Consider the following 21,515-nt stretch of genomic DNA (forward strand, 5'->3'; position numbering starts at 1 on the left):
ACTGCTTGACGCAAAAATAATCCCGTGATAAGATATTTTGTGCAAATAAGAATGATTACGTTTTGCGATACGCAATCATAATTTACATAGTGTAACTTTAAGTTTTAAATCGTAATCATTACGAAAAAGGAGAGGTAATATGAAAAAATGGTCATTTTTAGTTGTAACAGTGTTGGCGTTCGTTTTAGTTTTGGCCGGATGCGGTGCTAGCAACAATAAAGTAAGTGGAGATAAGGACAAGCTCAAGGTAGTGACAACTTTTTATCCAATGTACGATTTTACGAAAAATGTTGCGGGAGATAATGCTTCCATTGAAATGTTGATTGATGCGGGGACAGAACCGCATGATTACGAGCCAAGCGCAAAGGATATTGCCAAAATCGAAGCGGCTGATGTTTTCGTTTATAACAGTGAAGACATGGAAACTTGGGTGCCGAGCGTACTTAAAAGCTTAGATTCGAAAAAATTAACCGTGATTTACGCGAGTAAAGGAATCGAGCTAGTAGAAGGAACCGAAGAAGAAGACCATGATCATGAGCACGAAGAAGGACACCACCATGAACATGATCCTCACGTATGGCTAAGCCCAGTCCTTGCCGAACAAGAAGTGACTAATATCCAGAACGGTCTTACAAAAGCAGATAAAACAAATGCAGATACATACAAAAAGAACGCAGAAACATATAAAGAGAAATTAAAAACACTCGACAACAAATTTAAAACAGCTTTTGAAGGAGCAAAACAACGCGATTTCGTAACCCAACATGCAGCCTTCCAATATTTAGCAAAAGAGTATGACTTGCATCAAGTGGCAATCGCCGGCCTTTCACCTGACCAAGAACCAAGCCCAGCACGATTAGCGGAATTACAAAAATACGTGAAAGAAAATAATATCAGCACCATTTATTTTGAAGAAGTAGCTTCACCAAAAGTTGCAGAAACACTTGCAAACGAAACGGGAGCAAAACTAGAAGTACTAAGCCCTATCGAAGGAATTACGGATAAAGAACAGAAAAAAGGCATGGATTATATTGCTTATATGGAACAAAACTTACAAGCCTTGCAAAAAACAATAAAATAAGGAAGCGATCAAATGAAATACATCGATATAGCCAATATTGGTTTTAAATACGAATCCGAACCAGTGCTTGAAAACATTTCTTTTCAAGTGAGTGCGGGAGAATTTATTATACTAACAGGAGAAAACGGAGCAGCTAAATCAACACTGCTCCGTATTATTTTGGGCATTTTACAACCCGATAAAGGTTCCGTTACTTTCGCCAAAAAGAACGCAGATGGCGGGCGACTTTTGACAGGTTATGTACCACAACAAATAGCATCATTTAATGCGGGTTTTCCAAGTACAGTTCTCGAACTAGTACGGTCAGGTCGTTTTCCAAATGGTAAATGGTTCAAACGGCTGACTACAAAAGATCATGCGCATGTTGAAAAAGCATTGAAATCTGTAGAAATGTGGGATTATCGGCATAAACGTATCGGTGAGCTATCAGGTGGTCAAAAACAACGGATTTGCCTGGCCCGAATGTTTGCAACCGACCCAGATATATTAATTTTGGATGAACCGCAAACGGCAATGGATAAACAAAGTAAAATCCGTTTTTATGATTTATTAAGGCATGAAGCACAAGTACATGGTAAAGCGATTTTAATGGTAACGCACGATAGTGAAGAAATGGAAGATTTTGTCGATAAGCATATTCGCCTTATTAGAAAGGAGGATGTGTCATGGAAATGTTTCTCTATGGATTTATGCAAAGAGCCTTCCAAGCATCAATGATAATTGCTATAATTGCTCCTCTTTTAGGAGTTTTCTTGATTATTCGAAGACAGTCACTTATGGCGGATACGCTTTCGCATGTGTCGCTTGCAGGTGTGGCCTTTGGGTTGGTTTTAAATGTGAATCCCAGTGTGACAACGCTTATTGTAGTAGTTATTGCGGCGCTCGGGATTGAGTATTTGCGCGGGGTTTATGCAACTTATTCAGAGTTGTCCATTGCGATACTAATGGCTGGTGGACTTGCTGTGGCGTTAGTGTTGATGAGTTTGGATCAGGGTGGAATTACAACAAGCGTGCAGCAATACTTATTTGGTTCGATTGTAACAATCAGTAAGGCGCAAGTGCAGCTGTTGGTAATTTTAGGAATAGCTATCGTAGTATTGTTCTTAGTGTTTAAAAGGTTTATGTTTGTACTTACTTTTAGTGAAGATGTTGCAGTTGCAGAAGGAGTCCCTGTGCGTTTGATTTCGCTTTTATTCAGTGTGGTTACTGGGATTGCGATTGCTGTTATTATGCCAATAGCCGGAGCGTTACTCGTTTCAGCACTTATTATATTACCAGCTGCAATCGGTATGCGAATTTCAAAAGGGTTCCTGATGTGTGTTATTAGTGCAATTCTGATTGGCTTAGTCGGAATGTTTTCCGGCCTTGTGTCTTCCTACCAACTAGGAACCCCACCTGGCGCAACAATTACCTTAATGTTTATCATTCTTTTCATTATTTCGACCGTTGTTTTAAAAATGGCACGGAAATGATTTTTAGAACGATGTTTGACCATTTTGTATCATTGCATAAAGCTCTTGGTCATGAATAATCCAACTTTTTTCTTTCTTTTCAATCTGATTGGTTGTTTTGAGATGCTGCAAATCTTTGTAAAAACAGCTTTTCGAAAGATTACTATAAGAAAGTAGATGACTTGTTTTAATTGCTTGAGGAAGAATTACTGTGTCATCATCACTCAGAACCCCGTGTAACAAAGCCATATTCGAAAAGGTCGTTTTAAGTTTTTCAGAAGCCGGACTACTTGCCATTAAGCTTTTAAAGTAAATGTGAGTAGTCTGGTTTTTCATTATGAAAAATTGGAATCCGAAATTTTCGGGAAACATTGAAAGAAAATACTCCATATCTGCTTTCGAATACTTATATAATGAACATCCAGAGAGAGTCTTAAAATTGAAATGATTATTACTTCGGTCGAGTAATGTAAAATAGTTCAAAAATGTTCCTTTACCTTGAATAGAATAGATTTTGGGATTTTGGCTACCATCATTTAAAATCAAAGCAATATATCCATCAACTACAAGATAAATATGGTTATCTATATCGATTTTTTCTGTTAATAGGCTGGCGTTTTTTGGTACATCAATTTGTTCAAAAGCTATTTTTCCTTCATGGGATAAACGAATAAATTCTTGATAATTATATAAATTTTTTGGCATGACGTCTTCTCCAATCTTCTTTTGTAAACATAATTGTATCAGAATGCAAAAGAACAGTTATACGCAGTCTAATAGTATTTCACGTGTAAATGTTTCTAAAATGTGAAATATTTAAATCATTAAAAGTCTTTTTTTAGTGAAAAGTGCTGTATAGTCGCTCTTGTGCGCGAGTTTAGAATGTCTTATCATAAAAGTCCAAAATTAGTATTTTTTATTGAATTGTTACGAACGTAGGTTCTGTGTTATAATTCAACTGGATTGTAAAGGAGGACTATTGATGAGGAGAGTGCGTATTTCAGTTAGGCGTTTAGTAGAGTTTGTGCGGAGAAGCGGTAGTATTGATAACCGGATGACAAATTCAGACCGCGCCTTAGAAGGAACAAAAATTCATCAATTACTCCAAAAAGAAGCTGGGGAAGAATATGCCGCAGAAGTACGGCTAAACCTAGAACGAATAGTGGACGGAATTGCTTTTTCGCTTGATGGACGCGCAGATGGCATCATAAATAGTCGGATGATTGATGAAATTAAAACAACAGAGACGCCAATGGATGAAATTACCGAAGATTTTCGACCTCTTCACTGGGCGCAACTTATTTGTTATGGATTTATGCTTGCAGAAAAGTCCGATTTGGCAGAAGTTACTCTGCAATTAACGTATTATCAAGTAGTTGACAAAGAAGTAAAACAATTTCAACGTGTAATGAGTCGCGAGGAACTGAGTGTTTTTGTGGACGATTTACTTTCCCAATATGCTATTTGGGCAAAGGCATCTGCCGCTTGGGAAATGAAACGAAATAAAACAATTCAAGAATTAACGTTTCCATACGACAACTATCGAAGTGGGCAAAGAGAGCTCGCCATTGCGGTGTACCGAACAATATCTTCAGAAGAAAGTTTGTTTTGTGAAGCACCCACAGGTATCGGCAAAACAATGTCGACCTTGTTTCCCGGTATTAAAGCTATGGGTGAAGGGAAAACGGATAAATTATTTTACTTTACTGCAAAAACAATCACGCGACAAGTTGCCGAAGATGCACTAGATGAGATGCGTCGTAAAGGACTGGCTGCAAGGAGTGTTACAATAACTGCGAAGGATAAGATATGTTTTTTAGACGAGCGGAAATGTGAACCAGATCATTGCCAATTTGCGCGTGGTTATTATGATCGTTTGAACGAAGCGTTGTTTGATATGTTGCAATCCGAAGAAGCGATTACCCGTCAAGTTGTTGAGGGTTATGCCCGGAAATACACACTTTGTCCATTTGAATTATCGCTGGATGTGGCTCTTTTTTGTGATGTAATAGTTTGTGATTATAATTATTTATTCGACCCAGTAGTTTACTTAAAACGCTTTTTTGCAGAAGGACCGGGAAAATATACTTTTCTTGTAGATGAAGTGCATAATTTAGTAGACCGTGCGCGCTCGATGTATTCGGCGACATTAAAAAAATCAACAGTTATGCAAGTCAAACGGGGACTAGATTCAAAAAAGAACAAACGATTGCTAAATGCAATAAATGTGATGAATAAAGAAATGATTGTGCTTAACAAAAAACTAAAGGACTTAGAAAAAACGACTTATGTCCAAAAAAGTGAACTCGTTGATTGGAATGCAGCTGTGTTAAAATTCACCTTTGTAGCGAAGGAATGGTTGCCGCAAAATACTCAGTCAGAATTACAAGTGGATGTGTTGGACCTTTATTTTGAAAGTTTAAGATATACTGCCATTGCGGAGTTTTATGATGAGCGTTACGTCACACAAGTTACGAGAAATCACAGGGATTTAGAAATAAAACAACTATGTTTGGATCCGGCGTTCTTATTATCAGAGAGGCTAAAACTCGGAAGCAGTTCGGTGCTTTTTTCAGCAACGCTTCGACCAATAGATTACTATACAAATGTACTTGGTGGTCAAGAAGACACTAGTAGAATGATCTTTTCTTCGCCATTTAAACAAAAAAACATGCATTTACTAGTAGCGGATTATATTAGTACGAAATACCAAATGCGTGAAAATAGTATGGAAGCTGTCGTAGATGCTCTCTATGCTCTCGTCTCTGGGAAAAACGGCAACTATATATTTTTCTTTCCATCATTTCTATATTTACAAAAGGTATATGATTTATTTAAAGAAAAATATCCTAACATCAGGTTGCAAAAACAAGAGACTGCTATGGATGAAAAGCAGCGAGAGCATTTTTTAGAAGATTTTCATGCAGAGAATGTAGAAACCTTGATTGGCTTTTGCGTTTTAGGAGGCGTTTTTTCAGAAGGGGTAGATCTTCGCGGGAACCGATTAGTCGGTGCGGCTGTCGTTGGTGTAGGACTTGCGCAATTGAATCACGAATCTGATTTAATTAAAGATTATTATAATGAAACGATTGGTCGGGGATTTGATTATGCATATCAGATACCAGGAATGAATAAGGTGCTTCAAGCAGTTGGCCGGGTTATTCGAGGAGAATCAGATCGTGGCGTAGTGTTGTTAATAGAAGAACGATTTTCTGCCGATCGTTACCGAGCGTTGTTCCCTACGCACTGGAATCATGCGAAAACAGTGAAGAGCACAGACGATATCTCCCGAGAAGTGGCCGGATTTTGGCGGAATAGCTAATTTTCTAGTAGAATAGAAGTAATTAGTCATTTTGGGAGGAAATTATGTATAAAATTATCGCGATAGATATTGATGGCACTTTATTAAACGACGCACACGAAATCACACTAGCCGTGCGTGACTCTATTAAAGCTGCGAAAGCAAAAGGGGTAAAAGTAGTATTATGTACAGGCCGTCCACTTGCAGGAATTAAAAAAAGCTTAATTGAACTAGATCTTTTAGATGAAGGGGATTACGCAATTACGTTTAATGGGGCGGTCGTGTTAGAAACAGCTTCAGAAAAAACATTAGCAGATATAACCTTAAATAAAACTGAACTAGAAGAAATTTATGCATTTTGTCACGCGGAAAATGTTAACGTCACTTATTTTGATGGGAAAAACATGTATGTACCAAGCCGGAAAATCACAGAAATCACTTGTCAAGATTCCCTGCTACTTGGTACGCCACTATATCATTTACCTGTAGAAGAAACGCCTGAATCTATTCATGTTTCCAAGGTTATGCTATTAGACTCACCTGAAAAAATTACCGATGTTATAAAAAAATTACCAGAGAGTATCAAAGAAAAATTTTACGTTGTCCGGAGTGTTCCTTATAACCTAGAGTTCTTGCAAAAAGGCGTAAATAAAGGATCAGCGCTCGCTAGTTTAGCAGAAAAACTTGGGGTGTCTCAAAGTGAAGTCATGAGTATTGGTGACCAAGAAAATGATATTACCATGATTGAGTATGCTGGTATGGGAGTTGCAATGGGTAATGCGACAGAGCATATTAAAGAAATCGCTAACTATACAACAACTACTAATAATGAAGATGGTGTGGCACAGGCTATACAAATGCTCATTCTGGACCGCTAAAAATAGTGAATAGTAGTAAAAACAGAATATTGTCAAACAGTGTAAATGGAGATTTAAAAAGCATGCGAGTCACTATAAAAAGCCGAAACTTTCTATAAAGGAGTTTCGGCTTTTTTGTTCAATTAAGTACTTTATGATAAATAGCCCTAAAAAAAGTCACTAAAAGTTCATAAAGTGGGTGTTTTAGGAGCAGTACTTCCGAAAAGTGATATAGCTTGGAGTTACTCAATTGTCATATGATATGTGATAATAACAAAACTTCATTAGTAAAGGATGAATTTGTAATGAGTAAAAACGGAAACTTTTTAAAAAAAGTTGGGTTAGCTTTCTTAAGTATTTTAATCGTCGCTAGCACAATCTTCCAAACAACAGTTGTGAAAGCGGCAACGAGTTATGGTTCTCAGTTTTTAAACACAGTAGAACTCTTAGACAAAGACGGTGTGCCGCAAACAGATTTTGGCTACTATGACAATATGGATGTGCACTACACATGGTCTATTCCGAATTCAACAAACGTAAAAGCTGGAGACACAATGGATTTCACACTGCCAAGCCAATTGGCGCTCGCAACTGATCTCGCTTTTGACGTGAAAGATAGTAATGGTCAAGTAGTTGGAACGGCCACTGTAAAAAGGGCAACCAATCAAGTTACCCTCGTTTTCAGTGATTATGTAGAAAAACATTCCGATATTAAAGGAGAACTGGATTTCTGGACCACTTTTAACCAAAAAGTAATTACTGGAAATGAAACAGTTGATTTAGAATTTCCTCTTGAAAATGGAACGACGCAAATAGATGTAAAAGTTGGTGAGAAAACCCCAGTTAGCCCGACAGAAACGCTTTTCAAATATGGTTGGGTGGATGCTAGTAATCCAAGTCTGATTCATTGGGTTATTCGAGTGAACTACGCCAAAGTGAACATTCCAAATGCCGTTTTCACGGATATCATCGGCTCAAAACAAACATTAAATTTTGATTCTATCAAAGCTTTTCATGGAACTTATTCCGCAGATCGGATATTTACAGCAGGCGCGGCTATTTCCAGCACCAATTTTTCCGCAACAAGTGACGGGTTTAGTGTAGCACTAGGAGATTTAACGGATTCTGTGCAAATTTCTTATACAACAACCGCAACAGATGGCGGGAAGTCTACCCAGTACGATAATACCGCTAAACTAGCCGGAACTGATTTTGTACCCAAGCAAACGTCCACTTGGACACCTGCATCAGGCGGAGGCGGTGAAGGCGGCGGGACAACCGGTTCAGTAACACTCACGAAAGAAGATGCGAAAACAAAAGCAACCCTCGAAGGTGCGGAATTCAAGTTGGTGGATTCAAAAGGCACTGTGCTACAAGAAAACATTACAACAAATGCGAGCGGACAACTTAGCATTGCTGATCTGAAATTTGACACCTACCAATTAATAGAAACAAAAGCCCCGACAGGCTACAAACTTGATACAACACCAGTTGAATTTACTATTGGTGAAAATAATCAAGCAATTACCGTGACAAAAGAAAATACGCTTAACACAGGCTCCGTGGAACTAACAAAGCTAGACTCAGCAACCAAAGCAACCCTAGCCGGAGCAACATTCGAATTACAAGATAAAGAAGGAAACACATTACAAACTGGTTTAACTACAGATGAAAATGGCGTTCTAAAAGTAACTGATTTAGTACCCGGCAGTTACCAATTTATCGAAACAAGTGCTCCAACAGGCTACAAGTTAGACAACAGTCCAGTAAGTTTTGAAATCATCGCAAGCGAGACAGATCAAATAGTAAAAGTAACAAAAGAAAACACACTAGAAGTTGGCTCCGTGGAACTAACAAAGCTAGACTCAGCAACCAAAGCAACCCTAGCCGGAGCAACATTCGAATTACAAAATAAAGAAGGAAACACATTACAAACTGGTTTAACTACGGATGAAAATGGCGTTTTAAACGTAACTGATTTAGTACCAGGAACATACCAATTTGTCGAAACAAAAGCCCCAATTGGATATGAACTTGATACGACGCCAGTTGTTTTTGAAATCATCGCTGGTGAGACTGACCAGCCGGTAAAAGTAACAAAAGAAAACACATTAGTACCGCCAACACCAGTACCACCAACACCAATACCGCCTACTCCGTTACCACCAGTACCATACGAACCAACTGTGCCACCAACAAAACCAGCAGTACCAGTTACGCCTAAGAAATCAGAAAACAGCGAGGATAGTCCAAAAACGACCCAGATAAGAATAACTAAAAGTCTTCCTAAAACAGGAGATACAAATAGTTTTGCTGGCTTAGGAGTAATCCTAATAGCCTTGTCATTAAGTGGTCTTCTGCTGAAACGAAAATAGAAAAAACAGGCTTAGATAATTATCTAAGCCTGTTTTAATTAGGTTGTTTAAGAATTGCAATTGTCACAAAATGTTCACAATTAGAAGGCTTTTTTTGTGAAGGAGAACCGATTTTTAGAAAAAATAATGTATAATCACTATGAATTAGCAATATATTATGATTGAAATTAATTAAAAAAGGATGGTTTTTATGAAGAAACGCACGACAATGACGTCTAATCTAAAGAAATTCGGATTAGCCTTTCTTAGCGTTATCTTGCTTGTAAACGTTTTATTTCAGACTAACTTTGTTAAAGCAGCAACTAATTATGGCTCCGATTTTTTGAAAACTGTGGAATTATTAGACGCAGATGGCAATCCTCAAACGGACTTCGGTTATTACGACAGCATCAAGGTTCACTATACTTGGGAAATCCCCAATTCAACTAATGTGAAGGAAGGCGACACAATGGAATTTGTGTTACCTCCAGAGCTGAAGATAGTTACAGATTTAGACTTTTCTTTGAAAGATCACGATGGCAACACGGTAGGTCACGTGATTGCTAAAAAATCGACTGGGCAAGTAGTTATTACATTTACAGACTTTGTTGAAAAAAATTCCAATATTAGTGGATATCTCGATTTTTGGACTAATTGGGATAAATCATTAGTAGAAGGAAATGAAAATGTTCCAGTTGAATTTCCAGTAAATGGTACCACAGAAACAATTGACGTGGGCGTTGGTGGTAAAAATCAAATTGACCCGGATGAAAGTTTATATAAATACGGCTGGGCTAATGCTGAACATCCTGAGCTTATCCAATGGGTCGTTCGAGTTAACTATTCGAAACAAAACATTCAAAATGCCGTTTATGAAGATTTTATTGGACCAAAACAAGTCGTTGATTTTAATTCTATCAAAGCATTCCACGGTGAATTTGATCCGGATGATAACTTCACGCCAGGAGCCGAGGTACCATCATCGGCAATTACTCAAACAACGGAAGGATTCAAAGTCGACCTAGGAAATTTAACAGATTCTGTCAAAATTTCATACTATACAACTTCTACCGATAACGGAGCATCACCTAACTACACAAATAAAGGGCAATTGACAGGAGATAACTTTATCAAGCAAGAAATCGAAGTCGCGACACCAACATCAGGTGGTGGCGGAGGTGGAGAAGGGACAACCGGATCTGTTGAATTAACGAAAACAGATGATTCGTCTCAAAAAAATCCATTAGAAGGTGCCGAGTTTAAATTAGTCAACGGAGCAGGAACGATAGTCCAAACAGGACTAAAAACTAATATCGATGGTAAACTAACTATTTCAAATCTGAAATATGATACATACCAGCTAATCGAAACAAAAGCTCCACAAGGATATGTGCTTGATGCGTCTCCAGTAGAATTTACAATTGATGACGCGCACCAATCATTATTTCTATCCAAAGAAAACTCTGCCATCAAAGGATCCGTTTCACTAGAGAAAGTCGACCACGACACACAAAACCTACTAGCTGATGCCGAATTTGAACTACAAGATAAAGATGGCAACACACTACAACCAAACCTTAAAACAGACAAAATGGGCAAACTAACGGTGACGGATTTACTTCCAGGCGAGTATCAATTTGTCGAAACAAAAGCGCCAACAGGCTATATTTTAGATGCTACTCCAGTCAAATTTAAAATCAGCACAGAGGCACTAAACGTAACCGTAACAAAAGAGAACACGAAAAAACCAGAAATACCAAAAGTACCAGTACCACCAAAAACACCAGAACAACCGGATAAACCGGATAAACCGGATAAACCAGAACAACCAGATAAAATAATAAGCGCAGATAGCAAACGGACGACTTTACCAAAAACAGGGGATACACCACTTGTTAATGGTTGGGGAATACTGCTCGTAGCCATTTCAGCGAGTGGATTAATTGCACTTAGAAGAAAATAATCAAAAAACCGTAAGCGATAATACAATCGCTTACGGTTTTTCTTATATAGTTCTAGTTTGATCTTGTAAGACAGCCTTTAACGAATGATAGGCAGGAATAGATAAGTTTAATTCAACACGATTAATTTGTTGTGCCATTTTTGGTTGGATGCCAGAAATAAATGCCTCGACACCAAGAAGTTTAAGCATCGTCACTAAGTTGGTAAGCATTTCTCCAAGTGCATCATCAAAATAAGTAATTCCTGATAAATCAATACACAATTGTTCCACGCCTAAGTGTACGCATTTGTTTGCCGTGATTTCGGATAACTTTTCTGCTCTTTCACGGTCGACGCTCCCCATCAAAGGAAGGATCGCTAATTTGTCCGTGATAGAAATGACGGGTGTGCTAATTTCTTCTATTAAACGATGTTGTTGTTCTAAATGTTTGACGATATCATTGTAATACATGGCGGAGAAGGCTTCGTTTATCCGGTCAAACCCGTGATTAACCATGGACAGACTTGATGAGAAATCACATTTAGACACTTCATCATTATGAATACAAAAATCACCAACAGCAGAAACAAATTCACGGCGTAGTTTATCAAGGGTGGTAATAACTTCAGGTAATGGTACTTCATTTTCCATGCGACGCGCGTACATGTTATCCAGCCATTTGTCGAGTTTCTCAAAAAATGCTTTTTTACCAGCGAAATAAGAAATGATTAAGTCCGCTGTTTGTTCACTGTCAGCGCGCAGTTCATCTTTGTAACGCGGCGAGTAAACAAAACTAGTATACGTGTTTTCGTTTTCATAAATTTTGGATAGCCACTTATTAATAATTTCTTCGGTATGTTCTCTTAAATATAGCTCCATACTTCCATTCGATTCATTCATACCAGACAACCCCTTTAAGTCTAAGTATAATAACTACTTTTCTTTATTCTATGCTCAAAACGTTGTACTGTCCAATTAAATTTTAGAAAAATAACTAATTTATTGAAATTGTAATATTAGTTAACCAATCCAACGTTATTTTTTTGTTAAAATTCCGAAGCTATTTAAGCTTGGTCATGGTATAATATTACAATATGGATAGAAAGGAAGTTTTTTGTGGGATTACAGGATGAACTTACAGTGATGCAACCAGTGGTCATGAAGATTTTTTCAAAAAGTGTCCGCGAAAATCGATTATCTCACGGCTATTTATTCGAAGGAGCAAGAGGTACAGGTAAGAAACGCACAGCACTTTGGTTAGCTCAGAGTCTTTTTTGTTTAGAAAGCACTGAAACCGAGCTTGCTTGTGGGAAGTGTGCCAATTGCACGAGAATAGCAAGTCATAATCATCCGGATGTTCATTTGCTAGAGCCAGATGGAGCTAGTATTAAGATTGATCAGGTTCGCGCGCTGAAGCAAGAACTTAGTAAACGCGGAATGGAATCGGATCAAAAAGTAGTTATCATTTACGATGCAGAAAAAATGACTGTTCAATCAGCCAATAGTCTGCTGAAATTTATAGAAGAACCAGAAGGCGGTTTGTTATTATTATTTTTAACAACAAACCCCGGGCAAATTTTGCCAACGATTCAATCAAGACTGCAACCTGTCACATTCAAATCACTGACTTTTGATAGTTTACTCGCATCACTAACAGCAGCAGGCATTTCCGAACAAAAAGCGCGGATTTATGCTAGCATTACTGGGAGTGTGGAAGAAGCGAAGGCTTTTGAAGAGAGTGAGTGGTTTAGTGAGGCAAGAAATGTTGTCATCAAGTTATATGAAGGAATTCACCATCAAGGAACCAGCCCATTAATTATCATTCAAGAATCATGGATGCCACTTTTTAAAGAGAAAGATAAGATGGCGCTTGGGCTCGAATTATTGTTACTGCTGTACCGCGACCGGCTACACCTTACACTTGACGAGAACTACGAACCTATTTGTACTGCGCAAAAAGAAATGCTCGGACAAGATGCGCTGCGTAAATCACTGTCCGAAACCACAGGGGAAATCGAGAAGATTCTCGCTGCGAAATCAAAACTGGATTCCAATATGAACACGCAACTTCTAATGGAGCAGTTAGTTCTGGAAATCCAAGGGAGGTAATCGCTATGCTTAAAATTGTAGGCGTCCGTTTTAAAGACGTTGGTAAAATATATTATTTCTCACCTGGCGAACTGGAAATCACAGAAAACCAAGGTGTTATTGTTGAAAATGCACAAGGAATTGAATTTGGTAAAACAGTCATTGAACCGCGCTACGTGGACGAAGAAGATGTCGTTTTACCACTTAAGAAAGTACTGCGTATCGCAACAGAAGCGGATTATAAATGCGTTGCTGAGAATGGCGACTCGTGTCAGAAAGCCTTTTTACTTTGTGATGAAAAGATCCGCGAGCGCGAACTTGAAATGAGTTTAGTTGATGTTGATTACACATTTGACCGTAATAAAATCATTTTTTATTTCACCGCAGAAGGTCGCGTCGATTTCCGGGAGCTCGTGAAAGATTTAGCATCTGTTTTTCGGACTCGCATCGAACTTCGCCAAATTGGTGTACGTGATGAAGCGAAATTGCTCGGTGGGATTGGCCCATGCGGTCGTATGCTCTGCTGCTCCACTTTCTTAGGTGATTTCGAACCAGTTTCCATCAAAATGGCGAAAGACCAAAACCTGTCCCTTAACCCAACGAAAATTTCTGGTTTATGTGGACGATTAATGTGTTGCTTGAAATATGAGAACGATGAATATGAGCAAGCTAAACGTGAAATGCCAGATGTTGGTGTAAAAGTAAAAACTCCAGAAGGCATAGAAGCACGTGTTTCGGGAATCAACTTGCTGTCTAGAATCCTACAAGTGAGTTTGCCCGAAGAAGAGACGGTTATAGAATACGAGTTGGATGAGTTACGTCCATATAACGAATTTCTAAAACAACCGGCAAAGTCTTGAGGTGAAAAAATTGGATAAAAAAGCTATTTTTGACTCAGTCAGTAGTATGGAGGAGCAAATTGGCGAATTGTATCAGCAACTTGGAGATCTAAAGACAAACTTAGGCGAAATGTTGGAAGAAAATAACCGATTAAACCTTGAAAACGAACATTTGCGACGCAGACTTTCTTTGACGGATGAAGCGACACCAGAACCTAAAGCCGAAATAGAGGCGGAACACGGTGTGATGGCGCCTAATCGTAAGGAAGCAATGCAGCAAATGATTGAACTTGGGGAAGGTTATGACAATCTTGTCCAACTTTACAAGGAAGGATTTCATGTTTGCAATGTACATTTCGGCAGCCCGCGTGGTAATGATGAAGATTGTTTATTTTGCTTATCCTTGCTCAATAAAAAATAACATGACGGGCCTTTCTCAATTCAAGAGAAGGGCTTTTTGCTAGAAAAGGTGAATCATTTGGAAAAACTCGAATTAATTGGTGATGAAAGACTAGATTATTTACTAGCAGAAAATTTGCGGATTATTCAAAGCCCATCGGTATTTTCTTTCTCTATAGACGCGGTTCTCCTCGCTAAATTTAGTTATTTACCAATCCGTAAAGGGAAAATAATTGATTTGTGTAGCGGAAATGGGATTATTCCTTTACTACTTAGTACGCGAACAAAAGCGAAAATAGTTGGTGTTGAAATTCAAGAACGTCTGGCAGATATGGCGAAAAGAAGTGTTGCTTATAATCAACTGGAAGACCAAATCGAAATAATCGAATATGATTTGAAAAAAATTACAGATCTTATTCCAAAAGAGCGCGCGGACATTGTTACCTGTAATCCACCTTATTTTGCAACCCCGGATACAAGTTTGAAAAATACCAATGAACATTTTCGGATTGCTCGCCATGAAGTTATGTGTACGCTAGAGGATACTATTCGTGTAGCCGCAAGCCTTTTAAAACAAGGTGGAAAAGCGAATTTTGTTCATCGTCCGGAACGATTACTAGACATCATTGATATAATGAGAAAATATCGCTTGGAACCGAAACGCATTCAATTCGTGCACCCGCGCTCAGATAGAGAAGCGAATACGGTACTTGTAGAAGGAATCAAAGACGGGAAACCTGGCGTGAAATATGTTCCACCTGTTATCGTATATGATGAGCTAGGGGAATATACACCAGTAATTAAGGAGATTTTATATGGCGAAAGCGAGTGAACATTTCTTTTATGTGCTAAAATGTAGTGACAATTCCTATTATGGTGGCTATACAACAGATGTTATTCGCCGAGAAGCGGAACATAATGCGGGAATTAGATGTAAATATACAAAAACACGTCGCCCGGTAAAAGTCATTCATTTTGAAAAATTCGAAACAAGAAGTGAAGCTACAAAAGCAGAAGCTGCGTTCAAAAAATTATCACGTAAAAATAAAGACGCCTATTTAATACAACGGGAGGAGTCCGAATGATAAAAAGTCAAAAGAGTTTCAGTGGAGCCAGCCAAGGAGCATTATATTTAGTGCCAACGCCGATTGGTAATTTAGAAGATATGACTTTTCGTGCAATTCGCATGCTTAAAGAAGCGGATATTATTGCAGCGGAAGATACGCGGAACACCGTGAAACTTTTAAATCATTTTGAAATTACAACCCGAATGACGAGCTACCATCAGTTTACGAAGGAAAATAAAGAAGATAATATTATTCAGCGGATGTTAGACGGTGAAGTGGTGGCGCTTGTTAGTGATGCGGGGATGCCATCTATTTCTGACCCGGGATACGAACTTGTTCAAAGTGCGCTAAATGCTAATATTCCTGTCATCCCTCTACCAGGAGCCAATGCTGCATTAACTGCACTGATTGCATCTGGTCTTGCCCCGCAGCCGTTTTACTTTTACGGATTTCTTCCACGCCAAAACAAAGAACGTACTCAAGCGATTGAAAAATTAGCGGCGCGCGAAGAAACGTGGATTTTATATGAATCACCACATCGTTTAAAAGAAACACTAAAAGCAATCATCAAAATCACTGGAAATGATCGGAAAATTGTCTTGTGTCGAGAGCTCACAAAAAGATTTGAAGAATTTTTACGTGGAACGGTTGAAGATGCGTTAAACTGGGCAATGGACGAAGAAGTTCGCGGAGAATTTTGCTTGATTATTGAAGGAAATGCCAATCCACCGCTTGCAGAAGAGCAACTCTGGTGGCAAGAACTCGATATTAAAACGCACGTAAGCACCGTAATGGAACAGGAAAATGTTAGTTCTAAAGATGCAATTAAAACGGTTATGAAAGCGAGAAATTTACCAAAACGAGAAGTTTACTCTGCTTATCATGAAATAAAATAAAATCATGCGCGAATCCTTTAATGGGAACTCGCGCATGATTTTTTTTATAATGTATCACCAAAGCGGCGTTTAATTTCTTCCATTAATTCCGCAGCCCCTTCTTTACTGAGTGTCAATTTACCGTCCACAAATTTCTTGTTATCAACAGAAAATTCTCCGGTAACGTCACAAACCAAGCCAGCGGAATACTTTTTCAATACAATCGCATCTTCATCTGTAAATATTTCTAAAGGGTCTTTTACATTTAGGTTCATCGTTCTTCTTATTTCAATCGGTATAACCACACGACCAAGTTCGTCGATTTTTCTTACCATTCCAGTTGATTTCATTTTCTCACCTTCTTGATAATTTTAATTCATTTTAACAGATAATTACGGGAATAGGAATGATTTCATGAGGAAAAGGGTATAGACCATAAGCAGAAGAATTAGGGGGAATAAAAATGAACATAGTTATCGCATTAATTCCGGCAGTGATGTGGGGGATTATGCCATTAGTTGTTTCAAAAATTGGCGGTAAACCGAGGCAGCAAATCATTGGTACAACATTCGGCGCACTAGCTTTCGCAATCGGAGTTTTTATTTTTACAAATCCAGAATATACAACAACCATTATTATTGCTAGTTTTATTTCAGGGGCATTTTGGAGCTTAGGTCAAATGAATCAGTTCCGGGCATTTACACAAGTAGGCGTATCAAAAACAATGCCACTTTCGACAGGAATGCAGTTAGTAGGTACATCGCTTTTTGGTGTATTTGCTTTTCATGAATGGGGTACAACTTCCAAATTAGTATTAGGATTTTCCGCATTAGCATTAATTATTATCGGGATTTTCTTAACAAGTTATCAACAACATAAAGACGAAAATTCCGGCCAAAATATGAAAAAAGGAATTATCACTTTACTTATTTCATCCGTAGGTTATGTAGGATATGTCGTTATCACTCGTTGGTTTGATATTAGTGGGTGGGACGCGATTTTACCTCAAGCAATTGGGATGGTAGTCGCAGGATTATTATTTTCTATTAAGTCTGAAGAAAAACGTTTTACAAAGCAAACCTGGTTAAATATGATTCCAGGGGTGATGTGGGCTACTGGTAACTTGGCTCTACTATTCTCAAATAAATTAGTTGGAATCGCTACAGGTTTTTCGCTCTCACAAATGGGTGTTGTCATTTCGACCATTGGTGGAATCCTTTTCCTAGGAGAGAAGAAAACCAAGAAAGAACTTATTCTGGTCATTATCGGGGTTGTCTTAGTAATTATCGGTGGTACGATGATTGGAATTGCAAAAAGCTAAGAACAGCTTTCGAGAGGATACAATGCTATACTTAAATTAATCTAAATTAAAGGTGGTTATACTGATAATGAATGCGAATTTAGAAGTAAATGCTGAGGTTGTAAAAGAATCCTATGTTTATTTATTATCGCGATATCTCGTTTTACGCCAAGAAAATTTTGATACAAAAGAAGATAAAATTCCATATAACACACTTAAGCACAATTCGATTTCACCAGCAGATGCAAATTTTGTAAATCCGAACTTTGATGTGGTTTATTCAGAAGCTTGGATAGCTGTAGATGACGAAAATGCCGTTATTTTAGAAGTACCAGAAATTAAAAATCGCTACTATACTGTGCAACTTTTAGACGGCTGGGGCGAAGTGGTAACAAATATCAATGAACGTAACTATCCAGAGCATCCACATGGAAAATTTGCTTTCGTTAAAAAAGGAACAAATCCTTCCGTTCCAAGTGACGCTGTAAAAATCGAATTACCATCAGAGAAAGTAAAAGTACTTCTTCGCGTAGAACAAAAAGACGATCCTGAAGGTGCAGTAAAACTTCAAAAAGCATTCAAATTCGATGCACCAGATAATATAAAAATCAAAGAACCACTTGAGATTCCACATTTCACTAATGCAGAGTTCTTATTAGAAGAAATTTATTCCAATTTGGAAGAACTACTAGCAACTTATCCAGATAAAATGCCAAGAGCAACTGAATTCCAAGATAAAGCAAGACAAGTGGCAGCCTATATCGAGCTTGGTGATGAGCAAAAAGCTGAAGTAAGAAACTTAATTGTGAAAGAAGCCATTCCATATTTTACAAATGGTGCAAAAGGATTTGGTACACAAAAAGGCGGATGGTCTGTTACTTACGTAGCTGGCGCGTTCGAAAATGATATTTTAGCGCGAGCAATCATTAATTACGGCGGTATTTGGGCGAATTCTATTCAAGAAGCACTATACTTCATCGGTCAAAAAGGTACGGATAATGAGTTATTAACTGGCGATAAAGTTTATAAAATCCATTTTCCGGCAGATGAACTTCCATCAGAACTGGCAGATGCTTTTTGGTCCGTTACCTTATACAGTGTTCCAGATTACCACGTTATCCCAAATAAATTAAACAAATTCCGCATCAATAATTACTCAGGTCCAAAACTAAGTGAAGATGGCAGCTTGACGCTCTACATTGCGTCAGAAAAACCAGCTGATGTAGATCCGGGAAACTGGCTACCAAGCAAGGCTGGAAAAGAGTTTTCACTAAATTTCCGACTATATGTTCCGAAAAAAGAAGTGTTGGAAGGGAAAGTATTCTTACCACCGCTGGAAGTTATAAAATAAACCTAAAAAGCTAAGTATGCAATTACCAATTTTGGGTGGTAACATACTTAGCTTTCTTGTATATAAAAATAAAAACACTTACACTTTTTGTATTGTAATAGGACTATTTTTAAATCACCTCGTAAAAATTTTACGAGGTGATTTTAGTTATTTCTTTTTAAATAAAAGTAATGGGGCGCTGATTAAAAGAAGCAATGCTCCGAAAATAGTTGTTGCTGTACTTTGATCTGTATCACCCGTTTTCGGTAAAGAATTATAAGTTGTTTTTTCTACTGAATTACTAGTAGTAACTTGATCCGTATTTGGTGTCACAATGACTGGTTTATTTACTACAGGGTCAACTGGATCAACCGGATTTACTGGGTCAACCGGGTCAACTGGATTGACCGGATCAACTATAGGTGTTGGGGTAACGGTATCTTTTTTATAAATATAATCAACGGTTTGCGGGGTATCAGTGAAAGTACCAGTTGCATTTTTTGGTGTGGTTTCTAGAGTGTACCCGCTAATTTTTTTACTTGTAGATTGGTAATTACTATCGATAGTTCCCGTCAATGTGTCTGATTCTGCGAGTTTATTTCCATCGCTATCAAGATAGTTGACCGTTATGTTCGCTCCGGCTACAGGTGCCGGAGTTGCTACATGAACGGTGACATTTACAGTATTTGAGACGTTGCCAGCTTTATCGGTTGCTTGAACATTGACCGAGTAATCACCACTCACTGCTAGATTAACTATGGAAGTAAAATTGCTTGTAAGACTAATAGTGGAGTCATAATTATCAGTAACGCTAGCATTAATGTCTGTTAAAAATTGCTCTTCGGTAACGTTGCTTCCAAGATTATACGTAACCTCTGTTTTATCTGCTTTGACAACTGGTGCGCTAATATCTTTTGGTTTTAAAGAGCCAGTAGAGGTAGATTTGTTACCAGCTTTGTCTTCGCTTGTAGCTGTTGCGGTCGCAACTAAAGAATCGATTTTTGCTTCCCCGCCTTCACCTGAATAAGAAGTTTTCCAGTCGAACTTTACTTTTGCTTTGGATAAACTATCCCAACTTGTTACTTTGTCGAATTTAAAAGTAACAGTGTTAGTGGAATTGTCAAAGCTAGTTGTCCCAACTTGGTTTGTAATGTCTTCCCCACCAACAGAAACCTGCAAGCCCGTATAGTTCATGCCAGTTGGTAGGGCTAATTTTATTTCCAGTTTATAGTCTTCCTGGGTTTGATTCGTTAAAGTTGGAAATGTAAGAGTGGATGTGTATTTATATGGGACATTCTCATTGGTATTTTGTAGTAATGCAATATTATTTGTATCGTGAGTATCCGCAAGTGCAGCAATAGGTGTAAGTGCTATTTGACTAGCTAGAGAACTTAAAACTATAAGGCTAGCGATAGTTTTTTTCTTATTAAACATTATTTAAATAACCTCTTTCCTTGAATTGGAATTTAATGTAATTAAAGTATAGCACTCGATTTTGGGGCGTTAGTTTAATTCTAGTAGCATTAATATGGTATATTTTGTCGAAATAATGACTAATGAGAATCATAAAAAGGTAAATCGTTAATTTAAACTTTAACAGTTAGCGCTATTAAGTACTTTTACTCAGAAAACCTCTACCATCTTCTTGTTATTTCAGCTATAATGAAGTAATTGAAAACTAAATTAAAGGATTAACAAGGAGGAAAACGATTTGAACATTATGATTGCGCTGATTCCTGCATTACTCTGGGGAACAGTACCGCTAATTATTACAAAATTTGGCGGTTCAACAAGACAACAAACGATGGGAATGACACTAGGGGCACTCACTTTTGCGGTAATCGTTTTCTTCTTTACTGACCCAGTTTATACGCTTAAAACAGTAGGAATTAGTTTTATAACAGGGTGTTTATGGACTGTGGGTCAAATGTTCCAACTGCAAGCATTCAAAATTATCGGTGTTTCAAAAGCAATGCCGATTTCTACAGGGATGCAATTAGTCGGAACAACACTTTGTGGGGTAATCTTATTTCATGAATGGGATACGACACTTCGGATTATTTTAGGTTTTATTGCACTTGCACTAATTGTTGGCGGGATTTTCTTAACATCCTATGCTGAAAAAGAAGAAGATGGAACTAACGCATTAAAACAAGGTTTAATCACATTATTCATATCTGCTTGTGGTTATGTTGGCTTAGTCGTTCTAATTCAAGGTTTCAAAATCGATGGAATTAACGCGATCTTGCCGCAAGCGGTTGGGATGGTTTTAAGTGCGCTAATTATGACGCATAGCGGTGGTACGGAAAAACGTTTCAATAAACGAACACTCTTACTTACTATTCCAGGGATAATCTGGGCGGCTGGGAACGTTGCGATGGTTCACGCTAACCAACTTGTTGGCGTTGCGACTGGTTTTTCACTTTCGCAACTCGGAGTTGTTATCTCAACTATTGGCGGAATCGTACTTTTAAAAGAAAAGAAAACACAAAAAGAAATGTTTTTTGTTATTGTGGGCGTAGTTTTAGTCGTTCTCGGCGGGATTTTAATCGGCGTTGCAAAAGGTGCTTAATTAATTATTTCGTTTAGCGCGAAAAATGATATAATGATACTAATTGTTTTATTTTTAAG

At 38.0% G+C, this 21,515-nt stretch carries 20 protein-coding genes; 16 read left to right on the top strand and 4 right to left on the bottom strand.

Annotated features, from left to right (window positions below):
* The first annotated feature begins 139 nt into the window (after positions 1-139).
* Genes GL301_RS00805 through GL301_RS00815 form a run of 3 tightly spaced genes read left to right on the top strand, consistent with a single transcriptional unit; the run spans position 140 to position 2,553 of the window.
* Entirely contained in the window at positions 140-1,081 is a 942-nt protein-coding gene (locus GL301_RS00805) for a metal ABC transporter substrate-binding protein (protein ID WP_003740369.1), read from the top strand.
* Positions 1,082-1,093: 12 nt separating this feature from the next.
* Entirely contained in the window at positions 1,094-1,798 is a 705-nt protein-coding gene (locus tag GL301_RS00810) for a metal ABC transporter ATP-binding protein (RefSeq protein WP_003725477.1), read from the top strand.
* Positions 1,747-2,553, top strand: coding sequence for a metal ABC transporter permease (locus tag GL301_RS00815; RefSeq protein ID WP_003725478.1), 807 nt, complete (start codon positions 1,747-1,749; stop codon positions 2,551-2,553). The genes GL301_RS00810 and GL301_RS00815 overlap by 52 nt, the downstream gene beginning before the upstream one ends.
* Positions 2,554-2,556: 3 nt before the next feature.
* Here the strand turns inward: GL301_RS00815 and GL301_RS00820 are convergent, their stop codons facing one another.
* Positions 2,557-3,237 carry a Crp/Fnr family transcriptional regulator gene (locus GL301_RS00820; protein WP_003725479.1) on the bottom strand — a complete coding sequence of 227 codons (681 nt, stop codon included), beginning with the start codon at positions 3,235-3,237 and terminating at the stop codon, positions 2,557-2,559.
* A 277-nt stretch (positions 3,238-3,514) separates the two neighbouring features.
* Here GL301_RS00820 and GL301_RS00825 point away from each other — a divergent pair, with 277 nt between their 5' ends.
* The 4 genes from GL301_RS00825 to GL301_RS00840 all read left to right on the top strand — a co-directional run bounded on the left by GL301_RS00825 (position 3,515) and on the right by GL301_RS00840 (position 11,007).
* Positions 3,515-5,854, top strand: coding sequence for an ATP-dependent DNA helicase (locus GL301_RS00825; protein WP_003725480.1), 2,340 nt, complete (start codon positions 3,515-3,517; stop codon positions 5,852-5,854).
* Between the two features lie 44 nt (positions 5,855-5,898).
* Entirely contained in the window at positions 5,899-6,711 is an 813-nt protein-coding gene (gene yidA, locus GL301_RS00830) for a sugar-phosphatase (protein ID WP_021496244.1), read from the top strand.
* Between the two features lie 284 nt (positions 6,712-6,995).
* Positions 6,996-9,065, top strand: coding sequence for a SpaA isopeptide-forming pilin-related protein (locus tag GL301_RS00835; RefSeq protein ID WP_010958677.1), 2,070 nt, complete (start codon positions 6,996-6,998; stop codon positions 9,063-9,065).
* Between the two features lie 190 nt (positions 9,066-9,255).
* Positions 9,256-11,007, top strand: a complete 1,752-nt coding sequence (locus GL301_RS00840; RefSeq protein ID WP_003728190.1) for a SpaA isopeptide-forming pilin-related protein — start codon at positions 9,256-9,258, stop codon at positions 11,005-11,007.
* A 42-nt stretch (positions 11,008-11,049) separates the two neighbouring features.
* Here the strand turns inward: GL301_RS00840 and GL301_RS00845 are convergent, their stop codons facing one another.
* Complete coding sequence (locus tag GL301_RS00845) at positions 11,050-11,886, bottom strand: STAS domain-containing protein (protein ID WP_003725484.1); 837 nt, start codon at positions 11,884-11,886, stop codon at positions 11,050-11,052.
* A 216-nt stretch (positions 11,887-12,102) separates the two neighbouring features.
* Here GL301_RS00845 and holB point away from each other — a divergent pair, with 216 nt between their 5' ends.
* Genes holB through rsmI form a run of 6 tightly spaced genes read left to right on the top strand, consistent with a single transcriptional unit; the run spans position 12,103 to position 16,275 of the window.
* Complete coding sequence (gene holB / locus GL301_RS00850) at positions 12,103-13,095, top strand: DNA polymerase III subunit delta' (protein ID WP_003728187.1); 993 nt, start codon at positions 12,103-12,105, stop codon at positions 13,093-13,095.
* 5 nt (positions 13,096-13,100) lie between these two features.
* A complete protein-coding gene (locus tag GL301_RS00855) occupies positions 13,101-13,934 on the top strand; it encodes a PSP1 domain-containing protein (protein ID WP_003725486.1) in 834 nt (277 codons plus the stop codon).
* 10 nt (positions 13,935-13,944) lie between these two features.
* Positions 13,945-14,334 (top strand): DNA replication initiation control protein YabA, encoded by a 390-nt coding sequence (yabA, locus tag GL301_RS00860; protein WP_070298329.1) that lies wholly within the window; start codon positions 13,945-13,947, stop codon positions 14,332-14,334.
* Between the two features lie 57 nt (positions 14,335-14,391).
* Complete coding sequence (locus GL301_RS00865; protein ID WP_003728185.1) at positions 14,392-15,144, top strand: tRNA1(Val) (adenine(37)-N6)-methyltransferase; 753 nt, start codon at positions 14,392-14,394, stop codon at positions 15,142-15,144.
* Positions 15,128-15,397 carry a GIY-YIG nuclease family protein gene (locus tag GL301_RS00870; protein WP_003725489.1) on the top strand — a complete coding sequence of 90 codons (270 nt, stop codon included), beginning with the start codon at positions 15,128-15,130 and terminating at the stop codon, positions 15,395-15,397. Before GL301_RS00865 ends, GL301_RS00870 begins: the two co-directional genes overlap by 17 nt.
* Entirely contained in the window at positions 15,394-16,275 is an 882-nt protein-coding gene (gene rsmI / locus GL301_RS00875; RefSeq protein ID WP_003728184.1) for a 16S rRNA (cytidine(1402)-2'-O)-methyltransferase, read from the top strand. The genes GL301_RS00870 and rsmI overlap by 4 nt, the downstream gene beginning before the upstream one ends.
* A gap of 44 nt (positions 16,276-16,319) precedes the next feature.
* Here rsmI and GL301_RS00880 read toward each other — a convergent pair whose 3' ends face one another.
* Positions 16,320-16,604: an AbrB/MazE/SpoVT family DNA-binding domain-containing protein gene (locus GL301_RS00880; protein WP_003725491.1), complete on the bottom strand. Its 285-nt coding sequence runs from the start codon at positions 16,602-16,604 to the stop codon at positions 16,320-16,322.
* Between the two features lie 113 nt (positions 16,605-16,717).
* On the opposite strand from GL301_RS00880, the gene GL301_RS00885 reads away from it, so the two are divergent.
* Positions 16,718-17,575 (top strand): GRP family sugar transporter, encoded by an 858-nt coding sequence (locus GL301_RS00885; RefSeq protein WP_010958680.1) that lies wholly within the window; start codon positions 16,718-16,720, stop codon positions 17,573-17,575.
* Positions 17,576-17,636: 61 nt separating this feature from the next.
* Positions 17,637-18,905 carry a DUF1214 domain-containing protein gene (locus GL301_RS00890; RefSeq protein WP_074384928.1) on the top strand — a complete coding sequence of 423 codons (1,269 nt, stop codon included), beginning with the start codon at positions 17,637-17,639 and terminating at the stop codon, positions 18,903-18,905.
* 147 nt (positions 18,906-19,052) lie between these two features.
* On the opposite strand, the gene GL301_RS00895 is transcribed toward GL301_RS00890, so the two are convergent.
* Positions 19,053-20,318: a MucBP domain-containing protein gene (locus GL301_RS00895; RefSeq protein WP_010958682.1), complete on the bottom strand. Its 1,266-nt coding sequence runs from the start codon at positions 20,316-20,318 to the stop codon at positions 19,053-19,055.
* Positions 20,319-20,595: 277 nt separating this feature from the next.
* Here GL301_RS00895 and GL301_RS00900 point away from each other — a divergent pair, with 277 nt between their 5' ends.
* Positions 20,596-21,456 carry a GRP family sugar transporter gene (locus GL301_RS00900; RefSeq protein WP_010958683.1) on the top strand — a complete coding sequence of 287 codons (861 nt, stop codon included), beginning with the start codon at positions 20,596-20,598 and terminating at the stop codon, positions 21,454-21,456.
* The last annotated feature ends 59 nt before the right edge of the window (positions 21,457-21,515 follow it).

The sequence above is a fragment of the Listeria sp. LM90SB2 genome (assembly GCF_028867355.1).
In the GTDB taxonomy this organism is placed as follows: Bacteria; Bacillota; Bacilli; order Lactobacillales; family Listeriaceae; genus Listeria; species Listeria monocytogenes_B.